This window comes from Achromobacter sp. 1L-A-4-B-C2 (genome assembly GCF_057291955.1).
The window spans coordinates 813,382-828,754 of sequence record NZ_JBXAWP010000002.1; the positions used below are offsets into that span (position 1 = coordinate 813,382).

Annotated in this window: 9 protein-coding genes; all 9 read right to left on the minus strand. The window is 63.4% G+C overall.

Features of this window, described 5'->3' with window-relative positions:
* Positions 1 to 50: 50 nt before the first annotated feature.
* Positions 51 to 1,250, minus strand: a complete 1,200-nt coding sequence (locus AC0Z35_RS11155; protein WP_485131970.1) for a T6SS immunity protein Tli4 family protein — start codon at positions 1,248 to 1,250, stop codon at positions 51 to 53.
* Positions 1,247 to 2,959, minus strand: coding sequence for an esterase/lipase family protein (locus AC0Z35_RS11160; protein WP_485131971.1), 1,713 nt, complete (start codon positions 2,957 to 2,959; stop codon positions 1,247 to 1,249). The genes AC0Z35_RS11155 and AC0Z35_RS11160 overlap by 4 nt, the downstream gene beginning before the upstream one ends.
* Positions 2,956 to 5,553 (minus strand): type VI secretion system Vgr family protein, encoded by a 2,598-nt coding sequence (locus AC0Z35_RS11165; RefSeq protein ID WP_485131972.1) that lies wholly within the window; start codon positions 5,551 to 5,553, stop codon positions 2,956 to 2,958. The genes AC0Z35_RS11160 and AC0Z35_RS11165 overlap by 4 nt, the downstream gene beginning before the upstream one ends.
* Positions 5,554 to 5,637: 84 nt before the next feature.
* Positions 5,638 to 7,233 (minus strand): methyl-accepting chemotaxis protein, encoded by a 1,596-nt coding sequence (locus AC0Z35_RS11170; protein ID WP_120155000.1) that lies wholly within the window; start codon positions 7,231 to 7,233, stop codon positions 5,638 to 5,640.
* Positions 7,234 to 7,585: 352 nt separating this feature from the next.
* Entirely contained in the window at positions 7,586 to 9,316 is a 1,731-nt protein-coding gene (locus AC0Z35_RS11175) for a methyl-accepting chemotaxis protein (RefSeq protein WP_046807734.1), read from the minus strand.
* Positions 9,317 to 9,454: 138 nt separating this feature from the next.
* On the minus strand, positions 9,455 to 9,922 hold the full coding sequence (locus AC0Z35_RS11180) for a hypothetical protein (RefSeq protein ID WP_046807735.1): 468 nt from the start codon (positions 9,920 to 9,922) through the stop codon (positions 9,455 to 9,457).
* Between the two features lie 29 nt (positions 9,923 to 9,951).
* The gene (locus tag AC0Z35_RS11185) at positions 9,952 to 11,817 is read right to left on the minus strand and encodes a methyl-accepting chemotaxis protein (RefSeq protein ID WP_485131973.1); all 1,866 of its coding nucleotides are present in this window, start codon (positions 11,815 to 11,817) and stop codon (positions 9,952 to 9,954) included.
* Positions 11,818 to 11,927: 110 nt separating this feature from the next.
* Positions 11,928 to 13,928, minus strand: coding sequence for a methyl-accepting chemotaxis protein (locus AC0Z35_RS11190; protein ID WP_485131974.1), 2,001 nt, complete (start codon positions 13,926 to 13,928; stop codon positions 11,928 to 11,930).
* A gap of 143 nt (positions 13,929 to 14,071) precedes the next feature.
* Positions 14,072 to 15,331 carry a flagellar hook-associated protein FlgL gene (flgL, locus tag AC0Z35_RS11195; protein ID WP_046807738.1) on the minus strand — a complete coding sequence of 420 codons (1,260 nt, stop codon included), beginning with the start codon at positions 15,329 to 15,331 and terminating at the stop codon, positions 14,072 to 14,074.
* Between the last annotated feature and the right edge of the window lie 42 nt (positions 15,332 to 15,373).

The following is a 15,373-nucleotide window of genomic DNA, read 5'->3' on the forward strand; positions in this document are numbered from 1 at the left end:
CACGCCAGCAGCAATCAATGCTCGAAACACAGGACTCATATCGCTGCCTATCAGAACGCTTTGACCAGCCGCCACGGCACTACACGCCCGTCGACCAGCGGCAAAATCTGGCCATGCATGAAGGTCTGCTCAGGTTCCTGCGCCGCGCCGTCGCACTTCCAGATGCCAGGCCACGGGCAAGGCGTGCCGGACACCGCCGTCATCCCCGTGCTCGCATTGCCCTGGCTTGACGACGCGCCCGCCGCGCCGGGGCGCAAGCGAATCGATTCGACGATCGCGTCCCATAACGCCACGGCCTCCGCGTCCGATGCAAACGCGGGCGGTGGCGGGTTGCCTTGGTTGTCGCGGTTGCGCTCCAGGACACCCAATTGCGCGGCTAGATTGGGCTCGGTGATCGAGTCATCCTTGCCCTGCGATTCCCAGGTAAAAGAGTAAAGCCGCTGTCCTTCCTGGCTGCCCGCCGTGGCGTATTCCTCCGCCTGGATCGGGCCGATGTTGCGCTCGCCTTTGCGCAAGGTGGTCATGCCCGCGACTAGCTTGGCAACGCCCATCAGGAAGCCGCCCATCCTTTCCAGCAAGCGGTTTTCTTCGGCGCCAGTGCTGGAGCGGAATAGAAATTGCGCCCCGGGATGATTGGGGAAGGTCACGCCAACCTCGAACTCTTCGACTTGGAATGCGCTGCCGGCGATGAAGCCGCCGTCGATGCAGAAGCCGGGGTCGGTCGGAATTTCAAGCGGTTCGCGTGAACGCAGGTTGCTGGTCCAGGTCTTTGCGCGTTGCATCGCGCGCTCTTCGCGGTCAGGTGATATCGGAACTTTTAGGCGGAAGACTCGGCCGGCAGGCTCAGCAACAGCGTAGGTGTCTAGAAGATAAGCCTCGTCGCTAAAGTCCACGTACCAAGAATAAAGACCCGTTGAGGTCGGGCTAAGCGCAACTCGACGAACGAACATGGTCCCACCTGATTTCAAGTGAGGTTGCGCTTTCAATTCACGCTCTCGAACATTAATGACGTCATCAAGCGCCGATGCCGGACCTTTGAGTGATTCCAGCTGGATACCCCACAGCTTATAACTTGGCCTAACGACAGCATCCGGTGGAAGGTCGATAACATACCGACCAAAGCAGTGCGTAATCCATTCGTCTTTTTTCACGACGACATTCCGAGAGTGAGTTGAAAAGGAGGAGCAGCCGGAGAGCATCAGGGAAGCCGCCAAGCCAATAGCAATCAACGCTCGACTTTGGTGGGTCATGTCACCCCCTTGTCAGAAGGATGCCAGTTTGCGAGCTGCGCAATTTTTATGATGCTGAATATCGCCGCCCATTGAGCGCGCTCATCAACATAGCTATCTGCGTGTTCGTAACCCTCGTCTTTGTTGTAGTCGCCGTAGCCTTTACTGCCGTGCCGGAAACTTGCTTTTATGCCGCTTCTTCCCGGCAGCCGGCCGGAATCTGTTGACACGGTTCCATCTCCTCCACTGCCGTGAGTGTCCTGGCCCTGAGCAGTCCAAGCCGGCGTCGTAGGGATCAAAGTGGGGAGCTTGCGTTCGAACCAACCCTGGTAGCTGCCATTGCCATCGTCGCGAGGCTTGGCACCGAATATTTCCAAGGGTGTGGGATCGCCTTGCCAGATAATCTCGCGCCAACTATGCAATCCATCATCGGCCCCGTAATGGGCATACGTGTGGGGGTGATAGCCTCCGGCCGCCAGGGCACCTTGAAATTTGGCAACTTGATCCAGTTGGATTTTGAAGGTCTTCCGCAGATCCAAGTCAATCGCCGATCCCTCCGACTTCTCCAACATATTCAAATACTTCGTGTTCTGCTCCGGCACCAAGCCATACCACGCTTCGGTTTTATAAATTTCTTCGTACGGATTCCCGCGTTGCGGATAGGCGCGGGGAACACCGGCTGCGTCTTTCAACACCTGCCCCTTGGCATCGCGCAGGAACAGCCATGGCATGCCGCCTCGGTGCTGTGTCGTGGGTAGCAATTCCAGGCCGCCCGGCGAACGCCCCACGACTGCGGTGACCTCGCCGGCGTTGGACCCCAGGATGATCTGAACCGCGCCTTCGTAACCGCAGCGCATGTGGTGATAGGCCGCTGGTGCGCCGCTGGCGGGCTGCACGCCGTGGACTACGCCCAGCACGCGGTCGTACCCCTGCAACTGAGTCAGCGCGCGGCTGACGATGCCGCCCATCGAGTGCGTGACCAGGATCACCTTCATGCTGTCGGCTTGCTCGGCGCTGACGCCGCCTTCGTCGCGGTAATGGGCTAGCACCGTGTTTTCGAGGTAGTCGCGGATGTCTGCTGCGGAATCCGCATTGGATTGCAGCCAGTTGTAGCCGGCGCACCAGACGTCGAACTGGTATTTGCCGGCGTGCATTAATTCGCCTTCCGTCAGCGCGGTGACCTGGCCCCGTTCCTCGCCGTATTCCGCGGGGTCGCGCAGGCTTTCTTCGTTCCACCACTTTTGAATTTTTCGCGCTCGATAGATGTTGTCCAGCAGTTGTTCCAGGCGGGCCAGGAACGGGTGGTAGTACATCTTGTGAGCGCTGCCCCACCCCCGTCGTCGTGCCGCGTCGGCGTTTAGCCCAGAATCGCCCAGACTGATCGGGCCGCTGCCGTCCACCTCGACGGCCGCCGGATCCAGCAGCTTCTGACGCACCTTTGGACCCCGGCTCCACCAGGTAAAGATCGCGGCAATCAGCCCAAAGATATCGGCGATTGAAAAGCTGGTATTTGGCGGTTGCCATACCGACGCCTTGGTCGCTTTATTGCGCAAATTCGTACCCATGATCCCGGGCAGAAACACCACCGGTATCGGCGCCGGCACGGAGCAAAGCAGCACCTTGTCGCGCTTGTCTTCCGTCGGCGTCAGGCGTGTTGAATACACTCGCCGGCCCAGGTCGTCGCGTGTACACGGAATCAGCACCTCGTCATCGGGCAGCATCGGCTTCATGCGTTTTCCTTGCGATTGTCTTGTGCGTCGGAATCAGCCGACACGGTGCGCATGCTGACCAGGTCCATCAACAGATCCTGCTGCATGGGCAGGCGGCCCTGAGCGTCGGTGACCACCTGAAAGATGGCGCCGTCACCCCGGCGCAATTCCACCTTGGTGTGCGCCAGCGGCTCTAGGCTGGCGGCGTCTCGCACGACGTAGGCGTCGTCGAAGGGCGTTGCGTCCCAGGTGTTGAATTCCATCGACGCGCTGCTTGGCCCCGAAAAAACGTGCTGCGCTGCCTTCACCGTAAACGTGCCCGGCATGCCCAGTTCGATGTTGCCGTCGGCGATCTTGATCGTCGCCCCGCCACACAGCAACGTGATGTGCTTGTCGGCGGCGACCAGCACGTGTTGTTGGCTGGACGTGATTTCCGCGCTTTGATCGGCCTGGATGCGGATGGCGTTGTGCTGCGCCTGTAGCAGCATTTCGCCTTGATGCGCGATCTGGCGCAGCGCGCCGCTTTGCGAGAACAGGCCTACATCGCCGCCCGCGTTCAGCACGATCTTGTCGCCCGCGCTGACCTGCTGATGCTGCTGCGCGACGCTGTCCACATTGCCACCGGCCGACATCACGATGCCGGCCGGCGTGGCGGCGGCGATGCCGGCTGGCGCGCTTAGCGCGATGGCGCCAACGTCGCCTAGGCCGTTACCGTCCGACTGGTTATTGGCGCCGTGGCCCAGGTCGCGCACCGCATCCGACAGGGATTGCTGCGGCTGGGCGTCGTGGGTAATGCCTTCATGCTTCTCGGCGTAATCCCCCAGGTTGCGGGCAAGTTCCAGCGCCACTTGCAAAGCCGCGACGATATCGGATCTATCCAACTGCCCGCCCTTGGCGTGCAGTTGCGTCTCGGCCGTCAGCAACAATCCCTTCGCCGCGCGCAAGGCACCGTGTTCATCCGTGCGCAGTTCGAACCCTTCACCGCGAGCTTGCCCACCGCTGGGACGCGGATGCGTCAGATACCCCAGATGCAGCTGTGTATCGCCGTGTTCGCTCATCAACGCCGCGCTGATCTGTGCGGACGTGTCATCCAGCCGCAATTCGTTGGCGCGATTGCCCCTGAATTCCTTGCTCTTGATGGTGTTCAGGACGTTGTGGCGCGGCAGTTCATAGGGCGGCAGATTGGTCGCTCGGAAAGTTCTGCCGATTATCAGCGGCTGGTCCGGGTCGCCGTTTGCGAATTGCACGATGACCTCTTGTCCGATGCGAGGTATCGCCATGTGGCCCCACTGCGCACCGGCCCAGTTCTGCGATACGCGAATCCAGCACGAGCTATGTTCGTTGTGCTCGCCTACGCGATCCCACGGGAATTGGACTTTGACGCGGCCCCATTCGTCGCAATAGATTTCTTCATTGGGCGGGCCGACCACCGTCGCCATCTGGTGGCCGTCGATACGCGGCTTGGGTAAGGGCTCGGGTTTCCAATCGACGTTGTCGGGCACCAGTTCAGCGGTGTAGCGGTATTGTGTGCCGTGCTCCGGGCGATATTCCGAGCGGTGCATCGGGCCATGATCCAGCCCGCCTTGCTGACCGTATTCGGCTCCGAACCCGTCTTCTTCCTGGCTGGCAGGCTGCACGCCCCGATGTTGCATCCGCACGGGTCGCCAACCATGGTTCCAGTCTTCACGAGGATGGCCCACGAGATCGAACGCCACGCCAGGAATCAAGCGCGCGTCATCCCCTTCGACCAGTGCCACGCGCGCATCGCGGCGGCGGCCCAGTAAGCGCGTCTGGGTAAACGGCTGACCCGCCTCATCGCGTTTGTACCGGCCGGGATAGTCGTAGCGTTCGTAGCGGGCATCCTGATGAGAAAGATCCGATGCAACCGGCGAATGTTCCTGGCTGTAGCGCGGATGCGTGTAGGTGTAGTCGCGCTGCGTCTGCACGGCGGTGCGCACGCGCTCGGCATAAGAAAGCCGATGCAACGCGGGTTCTGCCTGATCGCCTCCCGGCATCGGGTTGTAAACCACCGGCCCGCCCGCGATCTCGCCGTGGATATAAATCCGGTCGCCATGAATCAAACGGTGCCCATGCTCCGAATGCGCATAGCGATAGAAATAGCCTTCCTCGGCCGCCAGCCTGCCGATAAACGCCAAGTCCGTGTCGCCGGCCTGCACGCAATATTCGCGCGGCAGGTGTTCCTGCGTCGTCACCTGTTCGTAGTCGGTAATGCCCTGCCGCTTGATGACGTCAGCCAGGATCTCGGGCGCGGACAGATGCTGATAGATGCGCCAATCGGAACACAGCGCGGCGCGCGCCAATGACGGTTCCAGCACCAGCCGATACCGCGTGCGCCGAAAGCCCGTGTCGCCCTGGACAAATTCAGTGACGACGCCGTGCACGTGCCGCACAGCCACCGCCCCGCGCCATATCGTGAACAGCGCCGGCTGATCCAGCAGCGCGCCGAAATCCACCGCGGGATCAAAGCTGGACAACTCCACGCATAGCCGATACGTCTCGGACAGCGCCTCGTCCAGCGTGAATTCAATGACGTCGAATGCCGCGCCACTGGCGGGCGTGAACGTAAAACGATAAATGTGCGCCTGCAAAGACACTGGCCCCTCCAGGACGAATCCAATGAGAGGGGCCAGTGTGCGCAGCGTAGGCGCCGCGCGTCTATAGGAGGCTTACGAAAAAGGCTACGGCTGCCCTGTCAGGCGGAAGACGCGAATCGTCTCGCGCAGCGCGCCGGACTGCGTGCCCAGCTGCATCACCGCACCGCCCAGTTCCTGCACCAGCGCCGTGTTCTGCACGGTCATTACGTCCATCTGCGACACGGCGGTATCGACCTGCTCGATGCCGCTGGACTGCTCTTGGGACGCTTGCGAGATCTCGCCGATGATGTCGGTGACCCGATTGACGGCGGCCACGATTTCTTCCATCGTCGCGCCCGCCTGCTCGGCCTGCGCCGAACCTTCCGACACGCGGTCCACGGAATCCTCGATCAACCCCTTGATCTCCTTGGCCGCCTGCGCGCTCTTTTGCGCCAGGCTGCGCACTTCGCCCGCCACCACCGCGAAACCCTTGCCGGTTTCACCGGCGCGGGCCGCTTCCACGGCAGCGTTCAACGCCAGGATGTTGGTCTGGAACGCAATGCCTTCGATGATGCTGACGATGTCGGCGATCTTGCGCGAGCTGGCCGAAATGCCGTGCATGGTGTCCACCACCTGGCCCACCGCCACGCCACCGCGCCGCGCCACGTCCATGCTGCTGGCCGCCAATTGGTTGGCTTGACGTGCGTTGTCCGCGTTCTGGCGCACGGTGGACGTCAGCTGCTCCATGCTGGCGGCCGTCTGCTGCAAGGAAGACGCCTGCCCTTCCGTGCGGCCGGCCAGTTCCTGGTTGCCGCGCGCGATGTGCACGGCCGCATGCGTCGTGCCCTCAATGCCGCGATAGACGTCCTGCGCGATGCCGATCAGGCTCTTGCGCATGACTTCCAGCGAGAACTTCAAGCTGCCGACTTCGTCATCCGAGTCCGCGATGATCTGCGTGGTGAGATTGCCGGCGGCAACCTGGCGCGCCATGTTGGCGGCATCCTGCATCGGGTCCAGCAGCGACCGCGACAAGCTCCAGCCCATGCCAAAAATGGCCATCACGCCCAACGCGATCACCCCGCAACCCAGGCCGGCGCCCCACACGCCCAAGCTGTCCCAATTGGCGTGCAGGCCATAGGCGCCCGCGCCCGCCACGATGCCCGCGGACACCAGGGCATGACGGAACATACGGCTGCGCACGCTGCGCCGGAACGGAAACGCGATCACGTCCAAGCCACGCCGCCAACCAGCGCGCACCGGCCGTCCGCGCTTGATGCGGACGCCGCGTGCCGTGCCTTCGCGGATGCGGGCGTAGAGATCTTCTGCCATCTCGATCTGTTCGTCGGACGGGCGCACGCGCACGGACGAATACGCCACCACTTCGTCGTTCTCGACGATGGGCGTGGCGTTGGCCAGCACCCAGTAGTAGCCACCGTCCTTGCGACGATTCTTGACCAGGCCCAACCACGACTCGCCGGCTTCCAGCGTTTCCCACAGATCTGCGTAGGCTTCGGGCGGCATGTCGGGATGGCGCACGATGTTGTGCGGCTTGCCGATCAGTTCTTCGCGGGTAAATCCGCTGACTTCGACAAAAGCCGGGTTCGCGTAAACGATGCGGCCCTTGGTGTCGGTGCGCGAGATCAGGTACTGATCCTCGCGCAGCTTGGTTTCCACATCGTTGATGGGTAGGTTTACGCGCACAGCTAGTCTCCAGTGACATCTATAGAGCAGCGAATGATTAGCAGCGAGCAAACCGGCCCTAACGCCCCGGATAAACCTGTCCCCGCCCGGTTTGTCCGATGGACGCGCCGCGAGCGCCGCCCTATCGTCAAACACTGTTCACCGCCCTTCCCCAGGCGTTATTGTTATTAACGGACTTATTTTCGAAAACTTAACGTGCGTATTAATTCGCCGCTTGGGCGCGGGCACGTCGGAGCATGGCGACGTCACAGCATGGCAACGTCACAGCATTGCAACGTCACGACATTGCATCGTGACGCCGTCCAGCATGACGTTCCCGCCGAGGCGTGCCCCGGCGGGAAGTCGGTGGCGATCAGCCCTGCGTCAACGTCGGCGACGCGTAGCCGCTGAGTTGATGCGCGGGCACTTCAATGACTTCGCCCGCGTTGATCTTGAACACCGCCACGGCTTCGGCCAGACGATGCGCCTGATCTTGCAGCGAACCGGCGGCAGCCGCCGCTTCTTCCACCAGCGCCGCGTTCTGCTGCGTCACTTCGTCCATCTGCGAGACGGCGCGGTTGACCTGGTCGATGCCGCTGGATTGTTCTTCCGATGCGGCCGAGATTTCGCCCATGATGTCCGTCACGCGCTTTACCGACGCGACGATTTCCTGCATCGTCGCACCGGCGCGTTCGACCTGCTGCGAACCGGCGCCAACCTTGTGCACCGAGTCTTCGATCAAGCCCTTGATTTCCTTGGCGGCCTGCGCGCTGCGCTGAGCCAACGAGCGCACTTCGCCCGCCACCACCGCAAAGCCCTTGCCTTGCTCGCCGGCACGCGCCGCTTCCACGGCGGCGTTCAGCGCCAGGATGTTGGTCTGGAATGCAATGCCATCGATGACGGACACGATTTCGGAAATCTTGCGCGAGCTGGCGGAAATGCCCTGCATCGTGCTGACCACTTCCGACACCGCCGAACCACCGCGCTCGGCCACGTCCGACGCGCTGGCGGCCAATTGATTGGCCTGGCGTGCGTTGTCGGCGTTCTGCTTCACGGTAGATGCCAGTTCTTCCATCGACGCGGCGGTTTCTTCCAGCGATGCCGCCTGCTCTTCCGTGCGGCTGGACAAGTCGGTGTTGCCGGCCGCGATCTCGCGCGAACCCACGGTGATCTCGTCCACGCCACGGCGCACCGTCGCCACCGTACGCGACAGGCTTTCCTGCATGCGCTTGACGGCAGCCATCAGCTGGCCGATTTCATTATGCGATTTGACTTCCACGCGGCTGGTCAGGTCGCCGGCGGCGATCTTGTCGAAGTGCTGGCCGGCTTCCACCAAGGGGCGCACCACCAGGCGGCCGAACAGGATGCGGCAGAACACCATCAACAGCAGGGCCAGGCCCACGGCGACACCCACGGCAACCATGGCGCGGTTGAAGTTGGCTTCGGCCTGGTCGATCGTGGCTTGCTGCTGGTCGCCGATGTACTTGCTGAAGTCGCTGATCGCCTCGATGAAGGCGGCGCTGCGCGGCGTGCCATATTCGTTGTTCACCATGTAGAACGTTGAATAGTCTTCGCTGCGCAGGGCTTCGACCATCGTGTCGACGCCGTCGTCAATGTACGAGCGGTAGCGGCGCACCAGGTTCATCGACAGTTGGCGGCCGGTGTCGTCCTGAAGCATGTTTTTCTGGAAGTCCGAGAAGCGGCTGCGCACGCCCGTCAGCAGGTCCGTGGCGCCCTTGAGCGCGGCGGCTGCATCGCGTGCCGAGTTCTCGCCGCTGCCCCAGCCCGATTCCTGCAAGTGGCGCGCGGCCACCATCAGGCTGACGCGGGCGCGCAGCATGTCGCTGTTAATGACCTCGACCTGCTTGGCGCGTTCGGTCAGCGCGTTGACTTCGCGGATGGACTCGTAATTGTGCTGCAAGAAGAATGCCGCCAGACCGCCGACGGCCGCGATCAAGATCGCGAAGAACGCCATGACCCACAGCAGCATCGTGCCGACGCGGGCGTCGCGCAGCCGTAGCTTGCGTTTCACCTTGGGTGCGCGCGCGGCCTTTTTCTTGCCGCCTTTGCCGGCCTTTGCGCCGGATTCGAGACTCGCTTCCATATTATTTCCCCATCCCTCAGGAACTGCTCTGACCAAATGAAAAACCACCTTGTGGACACGCCCTGTTACACGGCGGGTACATTCAAGGCGACGTACATTGCGGCGTGAGCCGCAATGCTCTCTACCGGATTTCCAGCGCTACTTGCCTTTCGGCGCCAACACGGCCGGTTCGCCCGGACCAGGTATGTAGATGGTTTGGACCTCGGGTTCGGCCACGGGCTGCGCCCAGTCCTGACGCACGTCGGGCATGGGCGCGGGGCCCAGCAACTTCTGGCGTTCCCAAGGTTCCAGCAGAATATTGGTGCTGTCGACCAGCCGCATCAAGCGGCCATCCGGGCCGAACTGCAACAGCGCTTCCTTGCGGCTGTACAGCCCATCGGCGACAAACGTGATCTTGAAGGACCAGAGGGCAAGCTGCGTGCCGTCGGTCTGTCTGTATAGCTTGTCAGGCGGCGCGGTGAGCGCGCGCGAGGCTTCTTCCAGCGTCGTCTGGCCCGGGGTCAGGGTGCCCAGCTTGCCCGGATCAAAGTTATGACCCGTGGCCGCGCAGCCGCCCAGCAACAACGCGATGGCGGCGGCCGCCAGAAGATGTCTATAGCCTCGCATACCTTACCTGTTCGCCGGCTGCGCCGGCATCAAAAAGATTCCCAGTCGTCGTCGGACGGCGCGGTACGGCGGCTCGGCGCGGGGGCCGGTTTGGCCTCACCTGCCGGGGCGGCGGCGCGCGGTGCCGGACGACGCACCGGACGTGTCGCGGTGGCGCCTTCAGCGGAGGCGGCCGGCTTGGCTCGCGTGGCATGCGTCAGGCGCACGGCCGGCGCGGCGCGCGCGGGTGCCGGCGCTTCGGCGGGCGCTTCGGACGCGGCAGCCGGTGCGGCCACGCGCGGCGCGCGACGCTGCGGTTGCTGCTGCGCCAGCTGGCGAGCCGGCACTTCAATGACTTCACCCGCATTGATCTTGAACACGGCCACGGCCTGGACCAGACGTTCGGCCTGCTCTTGCAGCGAACCGGCCGCCGCGGCGGCTTCTTCCACCAGCGCCGCGTTCTGCTGCGTCACTTCGTCCATCTGCGACACGGCGCGGTTGACCTGGTCGATGCCGCTGGACTGCTCGTCCGAGGCCGCCGAGATCTCACCCATGATGTCCGTCACGCGTTTCACCGACGCGACGATTTCCTGCATGGTCGCGCCTGCGCGTTCGACCTGCTGCGAACCCGCGCCAACCTTGTTGACGGAGTCTTCGATCAAGCCCTTGATTTCCTTGGCGGCCTGCGCGCTGCGCTGCGCCAGCGAGCGCACCTCGCCCGCCACCACGGCAAAGCCCTTGCCCTGCTCGCCCGCACGCGCCGCTTCCACCGCGGCGTTCAGCGCCAGGATGTTGGTCTGGAAGGCGATGCCATCAATGACGGACACGATTTCCGAGATCTTGCGCGAGCTGGCTGAGATGTCGTGCATGGTGTTGACCACTTCCGACACCGCCGAACCGCCCCGCTCCGCCACGTCCGACGCGCTGGCCGCCAACTGGTTGGCCTGGCGCGCGTTGTCGGCGTTCTGCTTGACGGTAGATGCCAGCTGCTCCATCGACGCGGCGGTTTCCTGCAAGGAAGCGGCTTGCTGCTCGGTGCGGCTGGACAGGTCCGTGTTGCCAGCGGAGATTTCACGCGAGCCCACGTTGATTTCGTCTACACCACGGCGCACGGCCGACACGGTGCGCGTCAGGCTTTCCTGCATGCGCTTGACCGCCGCCATCAAATGGCCAATTTCATTGGACGAGGTGGCTTCCACGCGCACGGTCAGGTCGCCGCCCGCGATCTTGTCAAAGCTCTCGCTGACGGCGCGCAAGGGGCGCAGGATGACGCGGTTCATGAACAGGAAGGCGCCCAGCGACACAGCCAGGATCAACGCGGCCAGGCCCAGGTACACAAACGTCATCGTGGACGCCTGCGAGCGCGCGGCCTGCACTTCTTGTTCGCTGAAGGTATTGATGTTGCCGGCGAAATCGCTCAGCTGCTTGAAAAAAGCACCGCTGGCGGCGCCCGCCTTGGTGTTCTTCAGCGTCAGGTACGTCGCGGCGTCGCCCTTGTCCAGCGCGCCCATCATGGCCTGCAAGGCCCCCGAGAAGGCGTTGAACGTCGCAATCAGCTCGCCTTCCGCCGTCTTGCCCATGGTCGTGAGCTTGGGCACGGCCTTGAACGCTTCCATCTTCTTGTTCGCATCGCCGATCAGTTGCTGCACGGTGCGCGAGTTGTCGGCGGCGCCGTTCGCGTCGCCCGCCGCACGTTGCGCAGCGGCGATATCCGCACGGATCGTGGCGCGCAACATCTGCGTGTACGCGTCCTTGATCAGATTGCTTTGCTGCACGCTCAGCGAATCCAGCGCGTTGATCGTGACAGCACTGGCCTGCATGCTGTTCCAGCCCAAACCAATTGCAACCAGTGCGGCCAGGGCAACTGCCAACTGAGCGAGCATCAAGCCCGTGCGCACCTTCAGATTGCTAAACATGTTCCAAGAGTTCCGGTAGTCGTCCCGGCGGCACGCTGTGGCCGCCGGTCCGTAAAGGGGGGGTACTGTTCGTAATCGACTGCCTGTTCAATGCACTGACGTGGGTTGCGTCAGAAGGACTCCCAATCATCATCCGCGGGCGGCGGACGGCGGCTGGCGGCGGGCGCGGAGGGAGACGTTGCCGCTCCGCCCGCGCCGGCGCCATCAGCGCGCGTCGCCGGGCGGCGCAACGGGCGCACCACCGTGGCGGCGGTAGCCGCCGGCTTGGGGCGCGCCACCTGGGTCTTGCGCGGCGCAGGCGCAGGCGCGGCCGCCGGGGCGGGTGCGGGCTGCGTCGACGCTTCGTATTCGTCGTCCGACTCTTGCGTTGCCGGTTCGGCAGCGGCCGGCATCGGCGTGGCCAGGCGCGCGGCAGAGGCGCGAGGGGCGGACGATGACGGGGTCGATGCTCGGGCGTGGGCCGAGGCGTGGGTGGAAGCTTGCGGCGGCGATTGCGGCGGCGACACGCGCGGCGCGCTTTGCTGCGCGGCAAGTTGACGCGCCGGCACTTCGATGACTTCGCCCGCATTGATCTTGAACACCGCCACGGCTTCCGCCAGGCGTTGGGCCTGCTCTTGCAGCGAGCCCGCCGCAGCGGCCGCTTCTTCTACCAGCGCCGCGTTCTGCTGCGTGACTTCATCCATCTGCGAGACGGCGCGGTTGACCTGGTCGATGCCGCTGGATTGTTCTTCCGATGCGGCCGAGATCTCGCCCATGATGTCCGTCACGCGCTTCACCGAGGCAACGATTTCTTGCATCGTCGCGCCGGCGCGTTCCACCTGCTGCGAACCCGCGCCAACCTTGTTGACGGAGTCTTCGATCAAGCCCTTGATTTCCTTGGCGGCCTGCGCGCTGCGCTGGGCCAGCGAGCGCACCTCGCCCGCCACCACCGCAAAGCCCTTGCCCTGCTCACCCGCGCGCGCCGCTTCCACGGCGGCGTTCAGCGCCAGGATGTTGGTCTGGAACGCGATGCCATCAATGACGGAAACGATTTCCGAGATCTTGCGCGAGCTGGCGGAAATGCCCTGCATCGTGCTGACCACTTCCGACACCGCCGAACCACCGCGCTCGGCCACGTCCGACGCGCTGGCAGCCAGCTGATTGGCTTGGCGTGCGTTGTCGGCGTTCTGCTTGACGGTGGACGCCAGTTGCTCCATCGACGCAGCGGTTTCTTCCAGCGAGGCGGCCTGTTGTTCCGTACGGCTGGACAGGTCGGTGTTGCCGGCGGAAATTTCCCGCGCGCCCACGTTGATCTCGTCCACGCCACGGCGCACCGTGGCCACCGTGCGCGTCAGGCTTTCCTGCATGCGCTTGATGGCGGCAAACAGCTGGCCGATTTCATTGGTGCTGCGCACGTCGATACGGCCGGTGAAGTCGCCACCGGAAATCTTGTCGAAGTGCTCGCCCGCCTGATGCAGCGGACGCAGCACCGTGCGGTTGATGAACAGCCAGCAGCCCAGCGCCAACAGCAGCGAAATGGCCAGCAGTGCAATGGTGACCGTGCGCGAGATGCGGTGGTCGACCTCGGCCTGCACCACCAATTCGTCAGTGCGCGCATCGACAAACTGCAAGACGCCATACACGCCTTCGCGGAACGCCGTGTTGGCGGCGCCGCCGGCATCGTTCAGGTCCAGATAATCTTGAATGGCCAGGTTCGCCAGCGCGGCGGCCTGACGCTTGTAGACGTCTTCGAACTGCTTGTAGCCGGCTTCCAGCTTTTGAACCACGGCGTCCGAGCCCGGCATGCGGGGGTTTTTGCGGAAGGCGTCCAGCTGTTGGTTGCCTTCCTGCATCAGCGCGTCTGCGCGCTTGGCCTGCGAGGTGGCCTGCTCGGTCTTGCCCTGCTGCATGTCCATCAGCGAATTGGCCAGCAGCAAGCGGCCACGCAGGAATGCGGCGTACGCGCGATTGAGCTGGGTCGCCTGATTGGAATAGGCGTCATTGACCTGTTCCAGCTTGGCGTTGCTGGAATTGAGACCCATCCACGCCACGCCGTTCGACGCGAACATGGCGGCCGTGAAGAGCAACAGCACCAGGACGATACAGGTGCGGACTTTCAAATTGACAAGCATGAAATACCCGAGCGTTAAGCAACGTGAAACGACACAACCTACCCTGAACGCAACCACGGACGCCCCGGCCCTTGACCGGAAGCGTCCGAGAGTGGCGCACTAGGCTCAAGCCCTATCCTGGCCCGGCCTGGAAAACCTGCCGCTTATTTGCGGCTGAAAAGGCTGGATCCCTGGATGGTCAGGAACGCGCCGGACGCGGCTTGCAGCGCCACCTGGCGCAAGGCAAGCTGGCTGGTGCCGGCGTAGTAATCCAGATCTTCCAGGTCCGACAACGTCTTGGAATACGTCAGGCCCTTCTTCGTGCCGGTCGCGTCCAGCGCTTCCAGCTCGTTCATGCGGGCGCCGACCGAAGCCGCCACGGTCAGGACGTTGTCGTAGTTGTTCGACAACTTCTTGTTGGCCGTGGCCAGTTCGTTGTTCAGCTTGGCCAGGGCAACTTCATCACCGGCGATCGGCGAATCCAGCACCTTGATCAGGCTGTCCAGCGTGTTGAACATATCCAGGTCCGCCGACTGCACGGACTCGACATTGATGACATCGCCGTTGGCCGGCGTGCCCTTGATCACAACCGACACGCCACCGAAGTCGATGGCCGCGCCATCGGTATAGGGCGTGGCGGTGGCGGGCGGCGCGGGCGTGACGACGGGCGGCACGGGCGGGTTGGCATTCGGGTCCGTCGTGGTGACGCGGTAGCCCATGCTGCCCGTGGTGGGGTCCGCTTCGAACTGGACCTGGAAATTCTTGCCGATGTTGGCCGAACCCGGCGTGACCGACACCGTGCTGAACTGCGCCGTGCCGGTGTTGCCGTTGGCGGCGGTGCTGACGTAAGCCTGCGAACCGGGGTTGGCGCGGCCGAACACATCGCTGCCCAGATCGCTGGTGGACAACTGGCGCGATTGGTCCACCTGCACCGTGCGTTCGCCGGTGGCGCCGCTGTAGACGATCTTGCCCGTGGTGTCCTGCGAGTAAGGCACCACGCCGCCCTGATAGCCCGAGAACACGTACTGGCCGTTGCCGTCCGTGCTGTTCGCCAGGCCCAGCAGTGCGTCGCGGGCGCTTTTCAGCGCGGTCGACAAGGCTTGGCGGTCGCTGTCGGCAAACGTGCCGTTACCGGCCTGGATGACGCGGGTGCGCACGTCCTGCAACGCGGTGGTGATGGACTCCAGGACGTTGCTTTCCTGCCCCAGGTTCGTCATGGCCGTGTCACGGTTCATGCCGTACGTGCTGTTCATGCTCTTGGTCTGCGCCACGCCGATGGACAGCGAGGCCGACAGGGGATCGTCCGCGGGCGTCAGAAACTTGCGACCGCTGCCGACCTGTTCAACCAGGCGGTTCATGTCGGATTCCTGAGCCATAATGCCGCTCAGGCCGTTCGCGTACATCATCGAGGTGCTCAAGCGCATGGTCCAACTCCGAATTGCTTTTTAGTCATCACAGTAAAGATC

Bases quoted from the DNA above. Each gene is read 5' to 3' on its own strand.
- AC0Z35_RS11185 (WP_485131973.1), bottom strand. From the start codon at position 11,817: ATGTTTAGCAATCTGAAGGTGCGCACGGGCTTGATGCTCGCTCAGTTG.
- flgL (WP_046807738.1), bottom strand. From the start codon at position 15,331: ATGCGCTTGAGCACCTCGATGATGTACGCGAACGGCCTGAGCGGCATT.
- AC0Z35_RS11160 (WP_485131971.1), bottom strand. From the start codon at position 2,959: ATGAAGCCGATGCTGCCCGATGACGAGGTGCTGATTCCGTGTACACGC.
- AC0Z35_RS11180 (WP_046807735.1), bottom strand. From the start codon at position 9,922: ATGCGAGGCTATAGACATCTTCTGGCGGCCGCCGCCATCGCGTTGTTG.
- AC0Z35_RS11155 (WP_485131970.1), bottom strand. From the start codon at position 1,250: ATGACCCACCAAAGTCGAGCGTTGATTGCTATTGGCTTGGCGGCTTCC.
- AC0Z35_RS11175 (WP_046807734.1), bottom strand. From the start codon at position 9,316: ATGGAAGCGAGTCTCGAATCCGGCGCAAAGGCCGGCAAAGGCGGCAAG.
- AC0Z35_RS11190 (WP_485131974.1), bottom strand. From the start codon at position 13,928: ATGCTTGTCAATTTGAAAGTCCGCACCTGTATCGTCCTGGTGCTGTTG.